General features: G+C 62.9%; 24 protein-coding genes and 1 pseudogene. 8 read left to right on the forward strand and 17 right to left on the reverse strand.

What is annotated here, in order from left to right:
* The first annotated feature begins 178 nt into the window (after positions 1–178).
* Positions 179–1,288, forward strand: coding sequence for a Gfo/Idh/MocA family protein (locus tag NLY43_RS17315; RefSeq protein WP_023710447.1), 1,110 nt, complete (start codon positions 179–181; stop codon positions 1,286–1,288).
* An 8-nt stretch (positions 1,289–1,296) separates the two neighbouring features.
* Here NLY43_RS17315 and NLY43_RS17320 read toward each other — a convergent pair whose 3' ends face one another.
* Entirely contained in the window at positions 1,297–1,995 is a 699-nt protein-coding gene (locus NLY43_RS17320) for a helix-turn-helix transcriptional regulator (RefSeq protein WP_023687404.1), read from the reverse strand.
* Between the two features lie 127 nt (positions 1,996–2,122).
* Here NLY43_RS17320 and NLY43_RS17325 point away from each other — a divergent pair, with 127 nt between their 5' ends.
* Positions 2,123–2,758 (forward strand): LysE family translocator, encoded by a 636-nt coding sequence (locus NLY43_RS17325; protein ID WP_023710446.1) that lies wholly within the window; start codon positions 2,123–2,125, stop codon positions 2,756–2,758.
* 115 nt (positions 2,759–2,873) lie between these two features.
* Here the strand turns inward: NLY43_RS17325 and NLY43_RS17330 are convergent, their stop codons facing one another.
* The 11 genes and pseudogenes from NLY43_RS17330 to NLY43_RS17380 form a co-directional block, all read right to left on the reverse strand.
* Positions 2,874–3,389 carry an SRPBCC domain-containing protein gene (locus NLY43_RS17330; protein ID WP_023703749.1) on the reverse strand — a complete coding sequence of 172 codons (516 nt, stop codon included), beginning with the start codon at positions 3,387–3,389 and terminating at the stop codon, positions 2,874–2,876.
* On the reverse strand, positions 3,367–3,726 hold the full coding sequence (locus NLY43_RS17335; RefSeq protein ID WP_023672338.1) for an ArsR/SmtB family transcription factor: 360 nt from the start codon (positions 3,724–3,726) through the stop codon (positions 3,367–3,369). The genes NLY43_RS17330 and NLY43_RS17335 overlap by 23 nt, the downstream gene beginning before the upstream one ends.
* A gap of 75 nt (positions 3,727–3,801) precedes the next feature.
* Complete coding sequence (locus tag NLY43_RS17340) at positions 3,802–4,893, reverse strand: 3-deoxy-7-phosphoheptulonate synthase (RefSeq protein ID WP_023695981.1); 1,092 nt, start codon at positions 4,891–4,893, stop codon at positions 3,802–3,804.
* A gap of 472 nt (positions 4,894–5,365) precedes the next feature.
* Positions 5,366–5,787, reverse strand: a pseudogene (locus tag NLY43_RS17345) (type II toxin-antitoxin system VapC family toxin).
* The gene (locus NLY43_RS17350) at positions 5,784–6,047 is read right to left on the reverse strand and encodes a type II toxin-antitoxin system Phd/YefM family antitoxin (protein WP_023710445.1); all 264 of its coding nucleotides are present in this window, start codon (positions 6,045–6,047) and stop codon (positions 5,784–5,786) included. The pseudogene NLY43_RS17345 and the gene NLY43_RS17350 overlap by 4 nt, the downstream one beginning before the upstream one ends.
* Before the next feature lie 71 nt (positions 6,048–6,118).
* Complete coding sequence (locus tag NLY43_RS17355) at positions 6,119–6,913, reverse strand: SDR family oxidoreductase (RefSeq protein WP_023710444.1); 795 nt, start codon at positions 6,911–6,913, stop codon at positions 6,119–6,121.
* Between the two features lie 30 nt (positions 6,914–6,943).
* On the reverse strand, positions 6,944–7,939 hold the full coding sequence (iolG, locus tag NLY43_RS17360) for an inositol 2-dehydrogenase (RefSeq protein WP_023672333.1): 996 nt from the start codon (positions 7,937–7,939) through the stop codon (positions 6,944–6,946).
* Between the two features lie 113 nt (positions 7,940–8,052).
* Positions 8,053–8,835, reverse strand: a complete 783-nt coding sequence (locus NLY43_RS17365) for an ATP-binding cassette domain-containing protein (RefSeq protein WP_027049093.1) — start codon at positions 8,833–8,835, stop codon at positions 8,053–8,055.
* Between the two features lie 2 nt (positions 8,836–8,837).
* Positions 8,838–9,914, reverse strand: coding sequence for an ABC transporter permease (locus tag NLY43_RS17370; RefSeq protein ID WP_023710443.1), 1,077 nt, complete (start codon positions 9,912–9,914; stop codon positions 8,838–8,840).
* A gap of 107 nt (positions 9,915–10,021) precedes the next feature.
* Positions 10,022–10,963, reverse strand: a complete 942-nt coding sequence (locus NLY43_RS17375) for a sugar ABC transporter substrate-binding protein (protein ID WP_023684065.1) — start codon at positions 10,961–10,963, stop codon at positions 10,022–10,024.
* Between the two features lie 373 nt (positions 10,964–11,336).
* The gene (locus NLY43_RS17380; RefSeq protein ID WP_023710442.1) at positions 11,337–12,368 is read right to left on the reverse strand and encodes a LacI family DNA-binding transcriptional regulator; all 1,032 of its coding nucleotides are present in this window, start codon (positions 12,366–12,368) and stop codon (positions 11,337–11,339) included.
* Between the two features lie 174 nt (positions 12,369–12,542).
* On the opposite strand from NLY43_RS17380, the gene NLY43_RS17385 reads away from it, so the two are divergent.
* From NLY43_RS17385 to NLY43_RS17395, 3 genes are all read left to right on the forward strand, one after another.
* Entirely contained in the window at positions 12,543–13,646 is a 1,104-nt protein-coding gene (locus NLY43_RS17385) for a fatty acid desaturase family protein (protein ID WP_023684067.1), read from the forward strand.
* An 84-nt stretch (positions 13,647–13,730) separates the two neighbouring features.
* Positions 13,731–14,045, forward strand: coding sequence for a MocE family 2Fe-2S type ferredoxin (locus NLY43_RS17390; RefSeq protein WP_023672328.1), 315 nt, complete (start codon positions 13,731–13,733; stop codon positions 14,043–14,045).
* Between the two features lie 16 nt (positions 14,046–14,061).
* Positions 14,062–15,279: an NAD(P)/FAD-dependent oxidoreductase gene (locus NLY43_RS17395; protein WP_023710441.1), complete on the forward strand. Its 1,218-nt coding sequence runs from the start codon at positions 14,062–14,064 to the stop codon at positions 15,277–15,279.
* A gap of 133 nt (positions 15,280–15,412) precedes the next feature.
* Here the strand turns inward: NLY43_RS17395 and NLY43_RS17400 are convergent, their stop codons facing one another.
* From NLY43_RS17400 to hslV, 5 genes are all read right to left on the reverse strand, one after another.
* Positions 15,413–16,369, reverse strand: a complete 957-nt coding sequence (locus NLY43_RS17400) for a DUF1402 family protein (RefSeq protein WP_023710440.1) — start codon at positions 16,367–16,369, stop codon at positions 15,413–15,415.
* 274 nt (positions 16,370–16,643) lie between these two features.
* Entirely contained in the window at positions 16,644–17,957 is a 1,314-nt protein-coding gene (gene hslU / locus NLY43_RS17405) for an ATP-dependent protease ATPase subunit HslU (RefSeq protein ID WP_023672325.1), read from the reverse strand.
* A gap of 1 nt (position 17,958) precedes the next feature.
* Positions 17,959–18,561 carry a DUF2585 domain-containing protein gene (locus NLY43_RS17410; protein ID WP_023687417.1) on the reverse strand — a complete coding sequence of 201 codons (603 nt, stop codon included), beginning with the start codon at positions 18,559–18,561 and terminating at the stop codon, positions 17,959–17,961.
* 4 nt (positions 18,562–18,565) lie between these two features.
* On the reverse strand, positions 18,566–19,093 hold the full coding sequence (locus NLY43_RS17415) for a GNAT family N-acetyltransferase (protein WP_023710439.1): 528 nt from the start codon (positions 19,091–19,093) through the stop codon (positions 18,566–18,568).
* Positions 19,083–19,634 (reverse strand): ATP-dependent protease subunit HslV, encoded by a 552-nt coding sequence (gene hslV / locus NLY43_RS17420; protein WP_023672322.1) that lies wholly within the window; start codon positions 19,632–19,634, stop codon positions 19,083–19,085. The genes NLY43_RS17415 and hslV overlap by 11 nt, the downstream gene beginning before the upstream one ends.
* A 236-nt stretch (positions 19,635–19,870) precedes the next feature.
* Between hslV and hisB the strand changes: the two genes are divergently transcribed.
* Genes hisB through hisH form a run of 3 tightly spaced genes read left to right on the forward strand, consistent with a single transcriptional unit; the run spans position 19,871 to position 21,603 of the window.
* The gene (gene hisB / locus NLY43_RS17425; RefSeq protein ID WP_023710438.1) at positions 19,871–20,470 is read left to right on the forward strand and encodes an imidazoleglycerol-phosphate dehydratase HisB; all 600 of its coding nucleotides are present in this window, start codon (positions 19,871–19,873) and stop codon (positions 20,468–20,470) included.
* Positions 20,471–20,474: 4 nt separating this feature from the next.
* Positions 20,475–20,951: a DUF2628 domain-containing protein gene (locus NLY43_RS17430; protein ID WP_023710437.1), complete on the forward strand. Its 477-nt coding sequence runs from the start codon at positions 20,475–20,477 to the stop codon at positions 20,949–20,951.
* 1 nt (position 20,952) lies between these two features.
* Complete coding sequence (gene hisH / locus NLY43_RS17435; protein ID WP_023710436.1) at positions 20,953–21,603, forward strand: imidazole glycerol phosphate synthase subunit HisH; 651 nt, start codon at positions 20,953–20,955, stop codon at positions 21,601–21,603.

Below are 21,603 nucleotides of genomic sequence, written 5' to 3' on the forward strand. Positions count from 1 at the left end.
CGAAAAGTGTGCAGCGGTTTTCGGACGACATCATGCTCTCTTTAACTCAAGTGACGTCCTCTCTGCCCCATCATAGCGAGCCTGCGCAAGAAGGCCATAAAAAATGAGGCAGACATTCCATTCGGAGAAGAAATGGACTAATTCATCCATCGATCGCTTCAGGTATTGGGAGAAAGAAATGGTCGGCGTTGGTCTTATCGGCACGGGTTTCATGGGCAAATGCCACGCCATTGCGTGGAGCGCCGTCGGCGCCGTCTTTCCCGATGTCGCCAAGCCGAAGCTGGTCCATCTCGGCGAGGTCAACGAGGAGCTGGCCAAGCGCAAGGCCGGTGAGTTCGGCTTCGCCAAGGCGTCGGGCGACTGGCGTGCCGTCGTCAACGACCCCGAGGTCGATATCGTCTCGCTGACCACGCCCAATCAGTTCCATCCGGAGATGGCCATCGCTATTCTCGAAGCCGGCAAGCATCTGTGGTGCGAGAAGCCGATGGCGCCGAGCTTTGCCGAAGCAGCGGCGATGGCGGCCGCGGCGAAGAAGTCCGGCAAGGTCGCAGCGCTTGGCTACAACTACATACAGAGCCCGGCCATCCGCCACATCGGCGCGCTGCTCGAGGAAAAGATCATCGGCGAGGTCAACCATCTGCGCATCGAGATGGACGAGGACTTCATGGCCGATCCGGAAGCGCTGTTCTTCTGGAAGCATGAGGCCGCATCCGGCTATGGCGCGCTCGACGATTTCGCCGTGCATCCGCTGTCGCTGGTGTCGACGCTGTTCGGCCGCGTCGCAAAAGTCATCTGCGACATGGCCAAACCCTATGTCGACCGCAAGCTGGCCGGCGGCGGCCGCCGTGCGGTGGAGACCTACGACATCGCCAGCGTTTTGATGCATCTGGAAAACGGCATTGCCGGCACGCTGCTGGTCAACCGCTCGGCCTGGGGCCGCAAGGGCCGCATCGCCATACAGATTTTCGGCTCCAAGGGATCGATCCTGTTCGACCAGGAGCGGATGAACGAAATCCAGCTCTACGTCACCGCCGATCGCCCGACCGAACAGGGCTACCGCACCATATTGGTGGCGCCGCACCACAAGCCTTACGACGCCTTCCTCCCGGCGCCGGGCCATGGGCTAGGTTTCAACGACCTCAAGATCATCGAGTGCCACGAATTGCTGACGCGGCTTGCCGGCAAGCCGGCACGGGTCATCGAATTTGCCGAAGGGCTGGAGATCGAGCGCACCGTGCACGCGATGGCGAGGTCGTTCGAGGAAAAGCGCTGGGTGGATGTGCGGTAAGATCCGCTTCAGCCGCCAGCGACAGCGTTCGCCTCCCAGCCACTGACCCAGACCTGCCGCAGGCGATCGCCTTCGCCCTTGAAGCGCAGCCCGGTCGCCCGGCAATCCGCGATGCGGTCGCTGCGGAAATTGCGGATGGCCTGGCGCAATTCGCACCAGGCGACGATGTTGGCGGTTTCTGAATAGTAGATCAGCGCGATCGGACGGATCAGCCGCTCGGAGGCGCGGCCGATTTCGTCGCGATAGGACAGGTCGAGCTTTTCCTCGTCGCGGATTGCGCGGCGCACCAGCGCCAGATCGATGGTGCCGATTGCCGGTGCAGCGAACCCCCAGACATGCAGTGCGTTGGCGTCGAACGCCTGGCGCAACGGCGGCGGCACGGCGCCGGCGATCTTGGCGCTGACGCGCTTGGCCGCCTGCTTGAGCTCGCTGTCTCCCGTGCGCTCCAGCAGCGCCAGCGACAGGACGATCGCCTCCATCTCCTCGATCGAAAACATCAGCGGCGGCAGGTCGAAGCCGGGCCGCAATATATAACCGATACCGCGCCCGCCTTCGATCGGCACGCGCATCGCCTGCAGTGCGGCGATGTCGCGATAGATCGAACGCATCGTGACTTCCAGCTGCCCGGCGATCATGGCCGCCGTCACCGGCTGCCGCGCCAGCCGCAGGATCTGGATGATCTCGAACAGGCGCGACGCCTTGCGCATTTCCTCTCCCTGATGAAACGCTACTGACACATCCCCGTCAGTTGGGATGATTTATTGGACTGCCTATCGGGTTGAAAATCAACAAATTCCTCAACGGCACCCCAGCAGGAAGCGACAGGCAACTGACATGAGTTACGCGGAAAATCTCTGGCTGTTCTTTATCCTGCTGTGCGGCATCATCATCGTGCCCGGCATGGACATGCTGTTCGTGCTTGCCAATGCGCTCACCGGCGGCCGCGACCGGGGCCTCGCCGCCACCGGCGGCATCATGGTCGGCGGCATCGTGCACACGCTGAACGGCGCCATCGGCGTCGGCCTGCTGATGCATTTCGTACCGATCCTGTACAAGCCGCTGCTGATAGCCGGCGCCGCCTACATGGCCTTCATCGGCATCTCGCTGATGCGCAGTTCCATCACCGTCGGCCATGACGGGCGCGCCGGCAGCCGTACGGCCTGGAAGGCCTTTCGCCAGGGACTGGTGACCTGCCTGATCAACCCGAAGGCCTATCTCTTCATATTTGCCGTCTATCCGCAGTTCCTGAAGCCGGATTACGGCCCGATCTGGATGCAGGCGACGGTCATGGGCTTGCTGACGGTGGCGACTCAGGCCGCGATCTATGGCGGGCTCGCCATCACCGCCGGCCGCAGCCGCAATCTGCTGGTGGCCAATCCGCGGAAGACCGCGTTTGCGGGCCGGGCGGCCGGACTGCTGCTGTTTGCGGTCTCGGTGTTTACGGCATGGGAAGGGTTGAGGGCAGCGTGATCCCGATCAAGCGATGACGCCGCGTTTCTTCGCCTCGGCGCGGCGCTTGCGGATCACTGTCCCGGTCTTTTCGTCGTCGAGGGCGGCAGCTACCCCGTCCGCGAGACCGATGACGTCATGACCGCCTCACGCCTTCGCCCAAGACGACGAGAAGCTCGTCCAATTGCTCGAACGTCTCGCCCATCGCATCCGCCGCCCCGGTACCGGCCGCGTCGAGAGCCTCCTTCGAGGGATAGAGTTCGTGCATGACCAGCAGCGTATTGCCACCCTTTTCCTCGAAGGTCAGCGTGGTGACGGGTCCACCGTCACCACCTTCGTCATTGGTCCAGACAAGGCGTGAGTGCGGTGTCACTTCGATATACCTGCCGAAGAATTCGTGAAGGTCCGAGGCGTCGTGGCCGAACACCAGGCGGTACGTGCCTCCGGTACGAGCATCCATCTCACATGAACGCAGGAACATGCCCATCGACTTCGGCACCCACCACTGCTTGAACAGCTCGGGCTTCGTCCACGCCTCGAACACGATGCGCGCCGGACCGTTGACTGTTCGCGTGACGACCAGCTCGCGCTCGGACTTCCGTTCGACCGTCGTGCGGTTGTTCGTGGGCTCACTCTCGGTTCTTTGGCGCATCGGCTTTCTCCTTCCGTTTCAATTCCTCGACAACCTTGTCCAACTCGTTGAAGCGTGCGTCCCAGAGCAGGCGGTGCCGCTCGATCCAGGCCGCCTCTTCCTCCAGTCCGCGCAGGCCGAGCTTGCAGGTCCGCACGCGGCCAACCTTCTGCGTGGTGACGAGCCCCGCCTGCTCCAGGACGCCGACGTGCTTCTTCATGCCCGTGAGGGTCATGTGGAATTTTCCGGCAAGCTCGGTGATCGAAGCGTCTGCGCGTCCGAGCTGCTCCAGAACGCCACGCCGGGTGGCGTCCGAGAGCGCGGCGAACGAGGAATCCAAGTCGGTATACTGAACCATACGGTTCAGTATTTAGCAGACCGGTTGCCGGGGTGCAAGGGGAGCCGCAGCGTCCTTCCCGCGCATCGCCTCGTATCAGGCGGCGCCCGGCCGGTTCTCCATCATGGCGCGGCGGGCTGAGCGGCGCCATTCTACGGCGCCGGCGAGGCCGTGCAGCACAGTCTCTGTGGTCGCCCAGTCGATGCAGCCATCTGTGATGCTCTGGCCATAGACGAGCGGCTTGCCTGATACCACGTCCTGCCGGCCGGCGACGAGATTGCTCTCGATCATGACGCCGATGATACGCTCGTCCCCTGCTGCCACCTGGCCGGCGACATCGGCCGCCACCTTCGGCTGGTTCTCCGGCTTCTTGCTCGAGTTGGCGTGGCTGACATCGATCATCAGACGGGGGGCGACGCCGATGCGGGCAAGTTCGACCGAGGCCGCCTCGACGCTCGCCGCATCGTAATTCGGCTGAACGCCGCCGCGCAGGATGACGTGGCAGTCCTCATTGCCGGTAGTAGTCGCAATGCCGCTGCGTCCGCCCTTGGTCACCGCCATGAAATGATGCGGCTGGGCGGCGGATTTCACCGCCTCGGCGGCGATCCTGAGATTGCCGTCGGTGCCGTTCTTGAAGCCGACCGGGCAGGACAGGCCGGAAGCCAGTTCGCGGTGGATCTGGCTCTCGGTGGTGCGCGCGCCGATGGCGCCCCAGGCGACGAGGTCGGCAATGTATTGCGGCGTCGTCATGTCGAGAAATTCGGTGGCCGAGGGCAGGCCGAGATTGTTGACCGCCGACAGCACGTTGCGCGCCATCCGCAGCCCCTTGTCGATGTTGAAGCTGCCGTCGAGATCGGGATCGTTGATAAGGCCCTTCCAGCCGACAGTCGTGCGCGGCTTTTCGAAATAGACCCGCATGACGATCTCCAACCGGTCGGACAGGGTCTCGCGCAGCGCCACTAGCCGGCTGGCATAGTCAACGGCCGCGACCGGGTCGTGGATCGAACACGGGCCAACGATGACAAGCAGCCGGTCGTCGGTGCCGTTCAAGATGGCATGGGTGGCGTTGCGTGATGCGCTCACGGTGCGCGTTGCCGTCAGCGTGCGCGGGATCTCCCGCATCACCTCGTCCGGCGTACTCAATTCTCGGATTTCCTTGACCCGAAGATCGTCTGTGGTGGTCAACACGGCTTTCTGCTCCTGTTTTTAGGAGACCTGCCGGCTGATACAAAAAAGCCGCCAGGTCTGGCGGCTGTTCGGACTTGTTGCTGCAATCTTCAGATCGAGCGCAATCCTCCCGCCGCCAGCGAGCTCGTAAAGTACCAATAGGTGGCGGTCAGGTTGATCATGAGGCTCATATAGTCGATGCGGGGGTGTTTGTCACGTGGGGTATGCGGAGACAATTCGGGATGGGCCGAATCCTCGCGATTTCGTCATCCCTGGGCGGAGCAGGAGCGAAGCTCCGTCGCGGAGACCCTGGGATCCATTCCGTGACCTGGGCCGTGGAGTGCGGCGGAGCAGAATTCTGGACCGTAGCAGCGCTCTGAAGTCGCGGCGTGGATCCTCGGGTCTGCGCTGCGTCGCCACGCTCCTTGCTCCGCCCGTGGATGACGAAGTGCCGGCGGTTCGCCAATCGCCAACACGTATAACGCGGAGCGGCTCATGCGGTCCAGGGATCGAAGAGTTCAAGCCCAAAGCCTTCGAAATCTTTCGTATTGCACGTTGCCAAGGTGAGCTCGTGCGCAATCGCAGTGGCTGCGATCAGGCCGTCCATCGACGACAGACCACGACCGCGGCGCTTCGCAAGACCCATCAGGTCGCCCCAGGCCAAGGCAACCGCATCGTTCACCGGCAAAACCCGCTGTTCGAAGCGCTGGGGCAGGTCCCGGGCGAGCCATTCGGCCAGCGCCTCGCGTTTGCGGCCCTCATCCATCAGAGAGACGCCGCGCCGGATCTCGGCGATCGACACTACGCTGATGAGGAGCGGTCCTCATCAAGCTCGTCCAGCCAGCCCAGGACACGTGCGTCAGGCGCTAGCCTCGTCACCTCGGACAGGACATTCGTGTCGAGCAGCAGTCTCACGGCGGCAGGTCACGCGGTTCGTCGCGCTGACGTTCAAGCTCGAGATCGGCGCCGCGCAGCGGCGAGTCCAGCAGGAACTCGGCAAGCGTACCCTTGCGTGCGATCTTGCGCTGCCATTCCTCGGCCGAGACGACAACCACGCTTGGTTTGCCGTTCTTGGTGATCGTCTGCGGCGAGGACTGTGCGCGCTCGATGACCTCGGAGAGCCGGGCTTTTGCCCCGGCAACCGTCCAGTTGGTGTCTTTGGATGACGTTAGCATCGCATGCTCGTGACTAGCCTGACTATAATGACTATGTGGGAATGGCGATGTTGCTGCAACAGGGTTTGAGGCTACTCCGGCGAGGTCCCCGCGACGTTCTGGTCGTAGTCAACCAGCGAGCCGGTCATGACACCGGATTGCGGGCTGGCCATGTAGCTGATCAGCCGCGCCAGTTGGTCGGGCTTCACCAGTTGGCCCATGGGCTGGCCGGCCTCTGCCTTTGCCAGCCAGTCGTCGGAGGCACCGTGCCATTTCTTCTGCACGATGTCCTCGCCCTCGGTGTCCATCCAGCCCGGTAGCACGGCGTTGCAGCGGATGCGGTTGAAACGATAGGCGTTGGCGACGTTCTTGGTCAGCGTCGCCAGCGCACCCTTGCTCGAGGAATAGGGCGCCAGGAAGGACTGGCCGCAATGCGCCGACATAGACAGCACGTTGACGATCGAGCCCGGCGCCTTCTGGTCCAGGAGATGGGCCACCACGCCCTGCATCAGGAAGAACGGGCCGCGCACGTTGGTCTGGAAAATCTGGTCGAAGGTCTCCTCGGAGGTTTCGACCAGCGACCCGCGCGCGGAGGTGGCTGCGGCGTTGACCAGCGCGTTGATGGTGCCGAAATGCGAGACGGCGGTGGCGACGGCACGCTTGCAGTCGGCCACCTTCGAAACGTCGGCGCTGATGAAGATCGCGTCGACGCCGGCGTTGTTGAAGTGGGCGACCGCCTTGTCGCCCTTCTCCTGCGAACGGCCGATGAGCGCCAGCGCCTTGCAGCCCTCGTCGGCCAGCGCTTCGGCGACGGCAAAGCCGATGCCTTGCGCGCCGCCGGTGACGATGGCGCGCGTGTTCGAATTGCGATCGGCGGATGTGCTCATCGCTCTGCTCCTGTGCCTTGGTTCCGGTTCTTACTTGTCGAGACGGACGGTCTTGCCTGATGTCGCCGACTTCAGCGCGGCATCGGCCAGCTTCAGCGCCACGAGGCCGTCGGCGCCGCTCGGCGATGCCTTCTTGCCCGAGGTTGCAGCAGTGATGAAAGCGGCAATCTCGATGGCGTAGGCGTCGAGATAGCGGGTCATGAAGAAGTCGTGCAGCGGCGGGCGCGTATAGCCCTTCTCATTGGCGACCTCGATCGACACAGGCCGCTGGTTTTCGGCGGCGACCATGCCCTTGGAGCCATGCACCTCGATGCGCTGGTCGTAGCCATAGGTGGCGCGGCGCGAATTGGAGATGACGGCCTGCTTCCCGGACGCGGTTTCGAGGATGACGCTGACCGAATCGAAATCGCCGGCCTCGCCGATCTTCTTGTCGACCAGCACCGAAGCATGGGCGCTGACCGCCGCCACCTCTTCGCCGAGCAGGAAGCGCGCCATGTCGAAATCGTGGATGGTCATGTCGCGAAAAATGCCGCCCGACCGCTTGATGTAATCGACCGGCGGCGCGCCCGGATCGCGCGAGGTGATGGTGACCATCTCGACAGTACCGATGGCGCCGTCGTCGATCGCCTTGCGCACGGCGGCGAAGTGCGGATCGAAGCGGCGGTTGAAGCCGACCATCAGCGTCGCCTTGGCCTTGTCGACCACGGCCAGGCACTTCTCGACGCGCTTGACGTCGAGGTCGATCGGCTTCTCGCAGAAGATCGCCTTGCCGGCCTTGGCGAAACGCTCGATCAGATCGGCATGGGTGTCGGTCGGCGTGCAGATGACCACGGCGTCGATGTCCTTGGCCTTCTCGATCGCGTCGATGGTGCGCACTTCGGCGCCATAGGCGGTTGCCAACTCGGTCGCCGCCTTTTCAAAAGCGTCGGCAACGGCCACCAGTCTGGCCTGCGGGTTGGAGCCGACGGCGCGGGCATGGACCTTGCCGATGCGGCCGGCACCGAGGAGGGCGAAACGAACAGTCATGGGGTATTTCCTCTAGGGGGATGGGTTCGAGAGAGTTGTGTCTCCACCTTCCTTTTGAGAAAGGTGGCAAGATAATTTTTGGAGCACGCCAGAAAACAGGATGACCATCCTGTTCAGGCCGCGAGTTCCGCCTCCCCGGTCTTGGCGCCGGTGATGTAGGAGACGATGTCGTTGCCGTCGGTGTTTTCCTTGCGCAGGTTGGCGACGATGCGGCCGCGCCGGAAGACGACGATACGGTCGCACAGGTCGAACACCTGGCGCATGTTGTGGCTGATCAGGATCAGCGGTTCGCCATTGTCCTTCAGCGTGCGGATGATGTTTTCGACCTGCGCGGTCTCCTGCACGCCAAGGGCTGCCGTCGGCTCGTCCATGATGATCAGCTTGGAGGCGAAGGTCGCGGTCCGGGCGATCGCAACGCACTGGCGCTGGCCGCCCGACATGTGGCGAATGGTGTTGGACAAATTGGGGATTTTCACTGCCGTGCGGATCAGCGCCGCCTCGGTCGCCTTGCGCATGTATTTGCGGTCGAGGATCGAGAACGGGCCGAGATTGAAAAGCACCTTTTCGCGGCCGAGGAACAGGTTCGACGGCACGTCGAGATCGTCGGCCAGCGCCAGGTTCTGGAACACGGTCTCGATGCCCGCCGTGCGCGCTTCGATCGGCCCGGCAAAATTCACTTCCCTGCCGTCGAACCAGATCTGGCCGCTGGTGCGCTGCTCGACGGCGGTGATCTGGCGCACGAAGGTGGATTTGCCGGCGCCATTGTCGCCCATGATGGCGACATGCTCGCCCTTGCGCAGCTCGAAATTCGCGCCTTCCAGCGCATGGACGCCGCCATAGCGTTTGGTCAGGTTTTCGGTCTTCAGGACGATGTCTGTCGTGGAGATATCTGGCATGGTCAAGCCCTCAATGCCCGCATGCGCTGGCGCCATTGGTCGAGAACGACCGCGCCGACGATGATCACGCCCTTGACCATCTCCTGATAGTAGGCGTCGAGGCGCAGGAAGGTGAAGCCGGAAATGATGACGCCGAAGATCAGCGAGCCGATCACGGTGCCGACGATCGAGCCGCGGCCGCCCGACAAAGAGACGCCGCCGATGACCGCCATGGCGATGGCGTCGAGCTCGTACATGACGCCCATGCCGGACTGTGCTGTCAGGTTCTTGGAGGAGAGCACGACGGCGGCCAGCGCGGCGAGGATGCCGGCAATGACATAGACGAGGATCTTGTGGTTGGCGATCTTGATGCCCGACATGCGCGCGGCATCCTCGTTGGAGCCGATGGCGTAGCAGTGCTTGCCGTAGCGTGTGTAGGTCATGATCAGCTGGAACAGCACCGCCAGCGACAGGAAGATGATGACCGGCATCAGGCCCTTGCCGATCCCAGCGAAACTTTCGGTCGGAAACGAGATCGGCTGACCCTTGGACCACCATTTGGCAATGCCGCGCGCGGTCACCATCATGCCGAGCGTGGCGATGAACGGCGGAATGCGCGTGTATGCAATCAAGGAGCCGTTGACGAGACCGGCGAGCAGACCGCAGCCGATGGCGACCAGTACCGGCACGACGACCGGCAGGTCGGTCCAGCCTTGCGCCAGGAACATCGCCTTGGGGTTGGGGTTACCGTTGACCGTCGCCACCTGGGCAAAACTCATGGCGATCATGGCGGTGGCGCCGACGATCGAGCCCGAGGACAAGTCGATGCCGCCGCAAATGATCACCTGCGTGACGCCGATGGCGATGATGCCGACGATCGACACCTGCAGGATGATGATCTGCAGGCGGGCCTCATTGAAGATCCCGGCGACGTTGTCGCGCGTGTTGAACAGGAAGCTGTCGCCAAGAAAGATGCGGCCGATCATTTCGAAGATGACGACCAGAATGACCAGCGCCAGGAAGACGTTGAATTCGGCCGGCCATGTCCGCCTCTTCGCGTCATAGCTGACCCCGCCGACGCCATGAGATGTCTGTGACATGTCTGTCCTCCGTGAGGCGGCATTTGCCCTCCCGCACGTAAGGGCGGTGAGGGAAACGGGAGCGGCGCGATTGATGCGCCGCTCCGTTAGTCGAAGGAGTCGCCGGCTCAGTTCTTCTTCAGGAACTTGTCGATGTTGGCTGGCGTCACGAGTTGGAAGGGCACGTAGACCTTGTGCTCGACCTTCTCGCCCTTGGCGAGCTTCAGCGCTGCGTCCAGAGCGCCGGCGCCCTGGCCGGCCGCATCCTGGAACACGGTGGCATCGAGGTCGCCGGCCTGCATGGCGGCAAGCGCGTCCTGCGTGGCGTCGACACCGCCGACGACGACCGTCTTCATGTCGATGTTGGCGGCCTTCATCGCCTGGATGGCGCCGATGGCGCTTTCGTCATTGTTGGCGATGACGCCGTCGAACGGCTTGCCGGTCGACAGCCAGTTGGTCATCAGGTTCTGCGCTTCGTCGCGGTTCCAGTTCGAAGTCTGCTTGTCGATGATCTTGATGAAGCTGCACTCCGGCGTGGCGATCACCTCTTCGATGTCCTTGGTGCGCTGCACGGCGGCCTGGTTGGAAAGCTCGCCCATGATGACATAGACATTGGCTTCCTTCTTGCCGGCCTCGGTGAACAGGCGGCAGACTTCCTTGGTCTCGAGCGTGCCGGAATCGGCCTCGTTCGACGCGACGAAGGCCTGGTTGTCCGGCAGCGTGTCGACATTGACCGGCTGGCGGTTGACATAGACCAACGGGATCTTGGCGGCTGCGGCGGCGTCCGACATCGCCTGCGTGGCCGAGGTGTCGACCGGGTTGACGATGATGGCGTCGACGCCCGAGGCGGCGAAGTTCTTGATCTGGTCGAGCTGCTTGGCGACGTCGTTCTGCGCGTCCTCGACCTGCAGTTCCACGCCGCTCATGCCCTTGGCCTGCTCGATCATGCCGTTGCGCAGCACGGTGAGGAAGTTGTCGTCGAACTTGGCCATCGACACGCCGACCTTGGCGGCAAAAGCGGACGAACTCATCAGCGCCGCAAAGGCGACGCCCAAAATCAGTTTCTTCATTGTGTTTCTCCTCCACATTGGTGTCCGGCTGCACCGATCTACCCGGAATCCCCGATAGCCCGAGGAATCTCTCCCTGATGCCTTCCTGTTCCGTATGGCGTTTTGTCCAAGGGATGGAACGCCAGGCTCCCAGTTTGAAACAGATGTTCCGGAACGAAAGAACCAAAATACCAATCTGATGAAATATTTATTCCATTTTTTCGCGAGACGTCAAGAGCGATTCCTAAGTCGGAAAGCGGATTTTCGGTCGCCGCGCCGCAATTTCACGTCGAATCAAGGCCGACAGCGGCCCAGGCCGAGTCTGAAGGCAGAATCTGATAGATTCTATCATCGCCGGGAGAGCCCACGCCGAACGGGTCGGCGCGGCAACGCGTTAGATATTTTCCGGCAGATAGATGTCGAAGGGCAGAAAGGTCTGGCCCGGCGCGTTGGCGGCGCCGGCCTCGATGGAATGCGCCATCAGGTCGACAAGCTCGCGGCACAAGGCGGCGAGCGGCGTCGAGATCACCATAGTCAGGATGTTGTCGGCGAGTGCCGCGCGCGATTCGGCGTTGATCTCGTTGCAGACGACCACCGGCATGTTTGCGGGCTTCGCTGCGCGCAGCGCCGAGACCGCGCCTTCCATGCCGCCGCCGGCGACATAGCAGCCGGCAAGATCCGGATACCGCACCAGGAGATCGATCATCGCATGGTGGGTGACCTGGTTGGCTTCCAGATTGACCAGCGTTTCCATCACCGTGAAGTCCGGCGCATGTTCGCGGAAGAAGGAGCGAAATCCGATCTCGCGCAGTTCATGGCCGTGGAAGCGATGACTGCCGACGAAAAGGGCGACCTTGCCGGGGTTCTTTGCCGCCCTGGCGATCATCCAGGCCGCGGTGCGACCGACCTTGCGATTGTCGAGGCCGACATATCCCTCACGGATGCCAGCGGCAAAGTCGGACAGCAGCGAGAAGACAGGTTGCCCCCTCGCTTTCAGCGACTCCACGACCGCCGTCAGCGTCGGATGGTCCGGACCGACAACGGCGATTGCTCTGGATTTCGCTGCCAGCTTGCGCATCTGGGCGGCGATCTCGTCGGCGGCTAGCGAGCTGGCGAAATCGATGGTGGCGACGCCGCGGAAGCGCTGCGATTGCGAGACCGCCATTTCTAGCTCCCTCGCGAAATCGCCGTAAAAAACATCATTGCCCCGCAGCAGCAGAAAGCCGAGGCGGTATTCCGGCAATTCCTGGCGCATGCGCCGCTTGATCAGCCCGGCGGCGTGGTAGCCGATGCCGGTCGCCGCCTCATAGACGCGGCGCGCGGTTTCCTCGCGCACCGGCAGCCGGTTGTTCAGCACCCTGTCGACAGTGGCGACGCTAACGCCGGAGATGCGCGCCAGATCGGTGATGGTTGGCCGTTTTGCCATGACTGTCCCGCATGAGTGCCTGCAACTGCTTACATCGTTCTGATGGAAAATGATAGAAACTATCTTTGTGATATTGAGACTATCACCGCATGGCGCTATTTTGCGCTCGGACACAGGCGCCTGTAATGGACATATCCGTCCTGACGGATGCTGTGGCCGACGGAGGCAGCCCCTATGGAAGCGACACTATCCACACCACCGTCCCGGCGCGACTACAGCCTGATCGGCCGCGACGCCAAGCTCGCCGTCGAGACCGGCCTGTCGGCGGCCGAGTGGTATCACACCGATATTCCGCGCAAGCAGATGAAGGAGCTGATGCAGCGCTCCGATGGGCCGGCGATCCGCGACACCACGATCTGGCTCGCCGCGCTGATCCTGAGTGCCGCCGGCGGCGCCTGGTTCTGGGGCAGCTGGTGGTGCGTGCCGTTCTTCTTCGTCTATGGCGTGCTCTACGGCTCGTCCACCGATTCACGCTGGCACGAATGCGGCCATGGCACTGCCTTCCGCACGCAGTGGATGAACGACGCGGTCTACCAGATCGCCTGCTTCATGATCATGCGCAATCCGGTGACCTGGCGCTGGAGCCACACCCGCCACCACACCGACACCATCATCGTCGGCCGCGACCCGGAAATCTCGGTGATGCGCCCGCCGGACCTGTTGCGCGTCGCGCTTGCTTTCGTCGGCGTGATCGACGCCTGGAAGGCGATGTCGGACATGCTGCGCAACGCCGCCGGCAATATCAGCGCGGCGGAAAAGACTTTTATCCCCGAACAGGAGCAGCCTAAAGCCATTCGCATCGCCCGAATCTGGACGGCCATCTATGCCGTCACCATCGCGATCGCACTGTATTTCGGCTCATGGCTGCCGCTGATGCTGGTCGGGCTGCCCCGGCTCTACGGCGCCTGGCATCATGTCATGGTCGGCCTGCTGCAGCATGGCGGGCTCGCCGAAAATGTCGTCGACCACCGGCTGAACAGCCGCACCGTCTACATGAACCCGGTCAGCCGCTTCATCTACTGGAACATGAACTATCACGTCGAACACCACATGTTCCCGATGGTGCCCTATCATGCGCTGCCCAAACTGCATGCGCTGATCAAGCACGATCTGCCGGCGCCGACGCCGTCGATCCTGGCCGGCTATCGTGAGATGATCCCGGCCTTTTTGCGCCAGCTGCGCAACGAGGACTATTTCCTCAAGCGCGAATTGCCGCCGACGGCGCGGCCGTACCGCGAGGAATTCCACAACGACGTCGTCGCCGCCGCGGCGGAATGATCGCGCGATTAAGCTTTTGTTTTGACGCAACTCCGAACGGAAACCGCAACGCACTTTTCCTGGAATTGCTTTTGGGAGGAACACATGAGCGACTGGATCGAAGCCTGCGCCGCCGGCGACATCGACGAAGAAGATGTGATGCGCTTCGATCATGGCGGCCGCACCTTCGCCATCTATCGCAGCCCCGATGACGACTACTTCGCCACCGATGGCCTGTGCACGCACGAAAAGGTGCATCTGGCCGACGGGCTGGTGATGGATGACATCATCGAGTGCCCCAAGCACAATGGCCGCTTCAATTACAAGACGGGGGCGGCACGGGGCGCGCCGGTTTGCGTCAATCTCGCCACGTATCCGGTAAAGGTCGAGGCCGGCAAAGTGCTGATCCAGATCGGGTAGGACCATGCAGGCGGGAATGGTCATCATTGGCGCCGGCGAGTGCGGCGGGCGGGCAGCCCTTGCTCTGCGCGAACTGGGCTATGACGGGCCGGTGACGCTGGTGGGTGACGAACCCCATCTGCCCTATGAGCGGCCGCCCCTGTCCAAGGACGCAATGACGAGCGACGCGGCCGAGATCAAGACGATCGCCAGCGACGCAATTCTGGCCGAGAAATCGATCCGGCATATCCATTCCGTTCAAGCGGTGGCGATCGACCGCCCGGCGCATATGGTGCGGCTGTCGGACGGTTCGGCCCTGCCCTACGACAAGCTGCTGCTGGCGACCGGCTCGACACCGCGCAAGCTGCCGATGCCGGGATTGGGGTCGCGCTGCGTCTACCTCCGCACCTTTGCCGACGCGCTGGCCATTCGCGCCCACCTCAGCCCGGCAAACCGCATCGCCATCATTGGTGGTGGCTTTATCGGCCTGGAGCTCGCCGCTTCGGCGCGCAAGGCAGGGGCTGCAGTCTCCGTCATCGAGGCGCAGCCGCGCATCCTCATGCGCGGGGTGCCGGCGGAGATCGCTGAAATCATCCATCAGGCGCATGAGGCCGAAGGCGTGACCGTGCTCACCGGTCAGGGCATCGCTGATATCGCCGACGACGGCGCTGAGGTGCACATCATGCTCGCCGATGGGCAGGACATCGTCGCCGATCTCGCCGTCATCGGCATCGGCGCCGTGCCGGTGACCGGGCTTGCCGCGGAAGCGGGCCTGACCGTCGATAACGGCATCGCCGTCAATGGCGAACTCCAAACAATCGATCCCGACATCTTCGCCGCCGGCGATTGCTGCTCGTTTCCGCTCGCTGTCTATGCTGGCCGGCGGGTGCGGCTGGAAGCCTGGCGCAATGCGCAGGAACAGGGTGCGCTGGCCGCGAAGAACATGCTGGGCGCCCGCGAAGCGCATGCCGCGGTGCCATGGTTCTGGTCGGATCAGTATGGTTTGTCGCTGCAGGTCGCCGGCCTTTCGGACGAGGGCAAAAGCACGGTCCGCCGCGATCTCGGCGACGGTGCTTTTATTCTGTTTCATCTGGCCGAGGATGGCAGGCTGGTGGCGGCGAGCGGCCTCGGTACGGGCAATGCCGTGGCGCGCGACATCAGGCTGGCCGAGATGCTGATCGCCAAGCGGGCTAGGCCGGCGCCGGAGGCGTTGGGGTCGCCGGATGTGAAGCTGAAGTCGTTGCTGGCAGCGTGAAGGACTGACTTACCCTCCCCTTGTGGGGAGGGTCGCTGCGAAGCAGCGGGGCGGGGGTGCGGCACCGGCCCCCACCCGGACCTGCGGTCCGACCTCCCCACAAAGGGGGAGGTAGACGGCTGAGCTAAGCCCGCTAAAACAGCGCCTTCAGCTCGTCCAGCTTGTCGTTGACCAGCCAGCCGTAATAATTCTCCTCGGGCAGTTTGACCGCCTCACCCGCCGCGCGGCGCTTGTCGTTCTCGGCCTTCAGCGCATAGGCGCGCTGCTCGGGATTGCCGACATTGTAGAGCGTGGCGGTCAGCCCCGGATTGCCTGAGATGTCGAAGCCGGCAATGTTTTTGTAGGCGTCGATCGACTTCCTGATCGTCGCTGCGACGTAGGGCAATGTCAGGTCCGGATCCATGATGGTCTTGTAGACCCCATTGGGATCGCCGACATCGAGCTCGGGCAGCCCCGACACCTTGTGCACGAGATCGCTCATCTGCAGCGCGGTCAGCGGGTTGAGCTGGCCGAGGCCAAAGGTCTGGCCGGCATAGTAGGGCTGGAAGAAGGTTGCGCCGAAGCGGTCGTTGGGAAAGCTTGTGCCGCCGACGGTCTTGCCGCGGAAGGAGCGGTTCCACACCTGCTCGCGGCATTCCCACAGGTCGTAGCTGTCCGACATCGTGCACTTCTTGAATTCCGGCCGCTGCACGAAATCGGTGATGTCCTCGCCGTCATAGGCGAAGGACAGCTTGCTGGAGAGGTAGGAGATCGCCTTGACGTAGTAGGTCTGCAGCCGGTCGTAGGCATCGACATTGTAGGTGTGCTCGCCGACGATGGCGCCGACGATGTGCAAGGGGTTGATGCCGTAAGCGGCAGCCGCCTTCCTGATCTTGGCGCGCAATTCGGCGTCGTTCTGCAACAGAGCGTAGACCTTGCGGTATTTGGCCTGGAAGGTGGTGTTGGTGGCCTGGGTGCGGCGGCTGGAGGCGCCCGGTATGTCAGGCTGCACGACATTGCGGTTGCCCGCCGGCACCAATGTCGCCGCGTCAGCCGCGAACAGCGTCGCCGCCAGCGTCAAGCCGAGAATGAGCAGGATCAGTTTTTTCATGCGCCGCCGCCTAGAGAATTGCCGCGCAAACTAGGTAAAGCTCCCGGTCGAGTCGAGAGCGCCCTTGCACCCGGCAAGACGAAAGGTGGCCCGATGATACCATCCGGCCACACATCAAGCTGTTAGCCGGATTGTTGCCTAAGCATCGGCCCAAAGATCGAAACCGATTTTTGGAAAGTCCGATGCATCGATTCAATACTGCTAGAGCGACCTTTGCGTGTCCAAAGGACGCGCGGCGCTCTAATACCGGCGCCGGATGAACCGGCGCCCTCGTTTAAAGGATGAATCGCGACAAATCTGTGTTTCGCGAGAGGTCGCCGACATGCTTTTCCACATAGGCGGCATCGATGGCGACGCTGGTGCCGTTGCGGTCCGGCGCGTCGTAGGAGATCTCGTCCAGCACACGCTCCATCACCGTCTGCAGGCGTCTCGCGCCGATGTTCTCGACACTGGCGTTGAGGTCGACGGCAATGCCGGCCAGCGAATCGATGGCGTCGTCGGTGAAGGTGAGATCGACGCCTTCGGTCTTCATCAGTGCGATATACTGCTTGATCAGGCTCGCCTCGGTCTCGGTGAGGATGCGAATGAAATCGTCCTTCTCCAGCGCCCGCAACTCGACACGGATCGGCAGGCGGCCCTGCAATTCCGGCAACAGGTCGGAGGGCTTCGAGACATGGAATGCGCCCGAGGCGATGAACAGGATGTGGTCGGTCTTCAACGGTCCATATTTGGTCGCCACCGTCGTGCCTTCGATCAGCGGCAGCAGGTCGCGCTGCACGCCTTCGCGCGAGACGCCGGCGCCCATGCCGCCTTCGCGCGAGGCGATCTTGTCGATCTCGTCGAGGAAGACGATGCCGTCATTTTCGGTCGCGTCGAGCGCCCGGCGCACCACCTCGTCCTGGTCGAGCAGCTTGTCGGACTCGTCGTTGACCAGCAGCGCGTAGGATTCCTTGACCGTCGTCTTGCGCGCCTTGGTCTTCTTGCCACCCATCGCCTTCGACAGCATGTCGTTGATGTTGAGCACGCCGATATTGGCGCCCGGCATGCCGGGGATCTCGAAGCCGGGCATGCCGCCGGTGCCGGTGTCGGCAACCTCGATCTCGATCTCCTTGTCATCGAGCTCGCCGTCGCGCAGCTTCTTGCGGAAGGAATCGCGGGTCGCCGGGCTCGCCGTCTTGCCGACCAGGGCTTCCAGCACGCGCTCCTCGGCATTGAGGTGCGCGCGCGCCTTCACGTCCTCGCGCATCTTCTCGCGCACCAGGCCGATGGCGATCTCGACCAGGTCGCGGATGATCTGCTCGACATCGCGGCCGACATAGCCGACTTCGGTGAACTTGGTGGCCTCGACCTTGACGAAAGGCGCACCGGCGAGTCGCGCCAGGCGGCGCGAGATCTCGGTCTTGCCGACGCCGGTCGGGCCGATCATCAGGATGTTCTTCGGCATCACCTCTTCGCGCATCTGGCCTTCCAGCTGCTGGCGGCGCCAGCGGTTGCGCAAGGCAATGGCCACGGCGCGCTTGGCGTCCTTCTGGCCGATGATGAAGCGGTCGAGTTCCGAAACGATTTCACGGGGAGAGAAGGTGGTCATATCACTGAATTCCACTTTGCCACTGCTTGATGGACTCGAACGGATGCAGCAGCATGATCACGTTGAGCGTCAGATTGTCCCGGATGAGGTAGCCGACACCCAGTTCGAAGATGAGGGCGAGGCCGACGATGCTCCATATAGGTAGCTTTCTGGCCATCACAAACCCCAGCACCATGGCCAGCGTGTCGGACACCGAATTGATGATGCTATCGCCATAGTAATCCAGCGAAATGGTGCCGGCGCGGTAGCGCTCGATGATGAACGGGCTGTTTTCCAGGAGTTCCCAGCCGCCCTCGATGACGACGGCGAAAGCCAGGCGCAGACCGATTGGCGAGCGCGGGAACAGGAACCAGGCCAAGGCGTAGAACAGGAAGCCGTGGATGATGTGCGAGAAGGTGTACCAGTCGGAAATATGCTGGGAATTCTCCGAACTGTTCACCACACCGTGCCAGAGTTTGACGTAACCGCAGGTGCAGATCGGCGTGCGGCCCATGCCGTAAAGCGCACCGGCCTGGAAGATGAGCAGAGCGAGCACGAGCAGAAGCCCCATCCGCCAGCTGTCTTCGTAGGCCGAGTAATTTTTGGCAGTGCCCGGTGTCGCCATCAACTCATTCCCCTTCTTCCGCGTCGCTCTCTTTGGCATCGACAGACATCAGCACGACGTCCCCATATCTAGAGTGTCTGCGATCGATAGCCCTGAAGCCCGCCTTTTCATAGGCGCGGATGGCGCGACCATTGTCGGGATGCGGATCGATGATGACGCGCGGCGCGCCTTCCTCGAACAGTTGCTCGACGAATTGCCTGACGATAGCCGAGCCATGACCTTTGCCGACCAGGTCCGGCACGCCGATCGACAGGTCGATGCCGAGCGTGCCGAACGGCTGGTCGGCATAGGGATGGTCCTCTTCCAGATGCGGATCGTAGCTCTGCAGATAGGCGATCGGCCTGCCCTCGAGCTCGACGATCAGCGGCTCTACAGAAATAGAGTCAATGTGCTCCCGGATTTCGGCGATTTCCGTCTCCGGATCGTCCCACCATTCGGCGACATGCGGCTCGGCCAGCCAGCCGGCGATCATCGGCAGGTCTTTTTCGGTAACCGGTCGAAAATCATAGAGCACCAGCGGGTTAGCCGGCATCGAGCGTTTCGACAACAAAGTTGTTGTTGGTATAAACGCAAATGTCGGAGGCTATCTGCATCGCCTTGCGGGCGATCTCCTCGGCATCCTTGTCGCTGTCCATCAGCGCGCGGGCAGCGGCCAGCGCATAGTTGCCGCCGGAACCGATGGCCATGACGCCGAATTCGGGCTCCAGTACGTCGCCGGTGCCGGTGAGCGCCAGCGAAACCGACTTGTCGGCCACCAGCATCATCGCTTCCAGCCGGCGCAGATAACGGTCGGTGCGCCAGTCCTTGGCGAGCTCGACGCAGGCGCGCGTCAACTGGTCGGGATATTGTTCGAGCTTGGCTTCGAGCCGCTCCAGAAGGGTGAAAGCGTCCGCTGTGGCGCCGGCGAAACCGGCAATGACATTGCCGCCTTTGCCGATGCGGCGCACCTTTTTGGCGTTGCCTTTCATGATGGTCTGGCCAAGGCTGACCTGGCCGTCGCCGGCGATCACCACCTTGTTGCCCTTGCGCACCGTCACGATGGTCGTGGCGTGCATACTCAGTTCATTGGACATTTTTAGCTCCGATTCGCGCGATCCCGATAAGGCGATTGGCGCGCGGTACGAGTGATTTCGATCGGCCATATGTATGCATGGGGCGGGTGATTGCAAACGGCGTACGCCATTGCCGGTGGCTGTCCGCATCGCAACTGGCAATCGCCGGATCATGCTGCTAGAAGGCTTTCGTTTTCAAGCAAAAGACAGCTTGGAACCCCGTCTTGAGTTTCGAACCCTCAGCCAAGGACAAGGTCATGGCGTCCCGTTCCGCCGAAGTCAGCCGCAAGACCAAGGAAACCGAGATCAGCGTCTCGGTCGATGTCGACGGCACCGGAAAATCCGACATGTCGAGCGGCGTCGGCTTCTTCGACCATATGCTGGACCAGCTGTCGCGCCACTCGCTGATCGACATCACGGTGAAGGCCAAGGGCGACCTGCACATTGACGACCACCACACGGTCGAGGACACCGGCATTGCGATCGGCCAGGCGCTGGCCAAGGCGCTGGGCGAGCGGCGCGGCATCATGCGCTATGCCTCTGTCGACCTTGCCATGGACGAGACGCTGACGCGGGCCGCGATCGACGTGTCGGGCCGTCCGTTCCTGGTCTGGAATGTCGCCTTCTCGTCCCCGAAGATCGGCACGTTCGACACCGAACTGGTGCGTGAATTCTTCCAGGCGCTGGCGCAGAATGCCGGTATCACGCTGCATGTCACCAATCATTATGGCGCCAACAATCACCATATTGCCGAGACCTGCTTCAAGGCGGTGGCGCGCGCGCTGCGTTTCGCACTGGAGCGCGACCCGCGCCAGCCGGAAGCGGTTCCCTCCACCAAGGGATCTCTGAAAGGGTAGGCTGATGGCCATCTATGTCGTGATGGAACCGCCAGGCCGCACCGAGGCGGCCGACGCAACCGTTTTGGTCCGCGACGGTTTTTCCTGGCTGGCTTTCCTGGTGGCGCCGCTGTGGCTGGCCTGGCACAGGCTGTGGATCGAGGCGGCGCTCGCCTTCGTCGCCATGGGGCTCATCTCGGTGCTCGGCCAATGGCTGGGACTGGACTGGGCCGGCTCCGCACTGTCTTTACTGGTCTCGCTCTATATCGGGCTGGAAGGCCAAGGGCTGCGGATCGCAGCGCTGCGCCGCCGCGGCTGGCATGAATGGGGCGTCGTCGAAGCCGACAATCCTGACGATGCCGACATCCGCCAGACACTGGACGCCGAGGCGCTTGCCGACGAGCCGGCGCCGCTGCCGCGCATCGTGCCGGACGCCAGCCTGGCCCGGCCGACGCAGACCGGGCTGACGCTGGGCCTGAGCCATACGCCGGGAAAAGCCTGAGATGCGGGTTGCCATCATCGATTACGGGTCGGGCAATCTGCGCTCGGCCACCAAGGCCTTCGAGCGCGCCGCGCATGAAGCCGGCATTGCCGCTGCCATCGAGCTGACCGCCGATGCCGAGCGTGTGCGCAGCGCCGACCGCATCGTTTTGCCCGGCGTCGGCGCCTATGCCGATTGTGCGGCGGGCCTGCGCGGCGTCGCCGGCATGTGGGAAGCGGTGGAAGAGGTAGCGATCGCCAAGGCGCGGCCGTTCCTCGGCATCTGCGTCGGCATGCAGCTGATGTCGGAGCGCGGCCTGGAAAAGACCGTGACCAAGGGCTTCGGCTGGATTGCCGGCGACGTCACGGAGATCACGCCCGCCGATCCGGCACTGAAGATCCCGCAAATCGGCTGGAACACCATCGATCTGGAGCGCAAGCACCCGCTGTTTTCCGGCATTGCAACCGGACCCAAGGGTCTGCACGCCTATTTCGTTCATTCCTATCATCTCGACGCGACAAAGCCGGACGAGGTGCTGGCCGTCGCCGATTATGGCGGCCCGGTAACGGCGGCGGTCGCGCGCGGCAACCTTGCCGGCACGCAATTCCATCCGGAAAAGAGCCAGGCGCTCGGCCTGGCACTGATCACCAACTTCCTGCGCTGGAGGCCTTGA

Origin of the sequence: Mesorhizobium sp. C416B (assembly GCF_030323165.1) — a bacterium.
Taxonomy (GTDB): domain Bacteria; phylum Pseudomonadota; class Alphaproteobacteria; order Rhizobiales; family Rhizobiaceae; genus Mesorhizobium.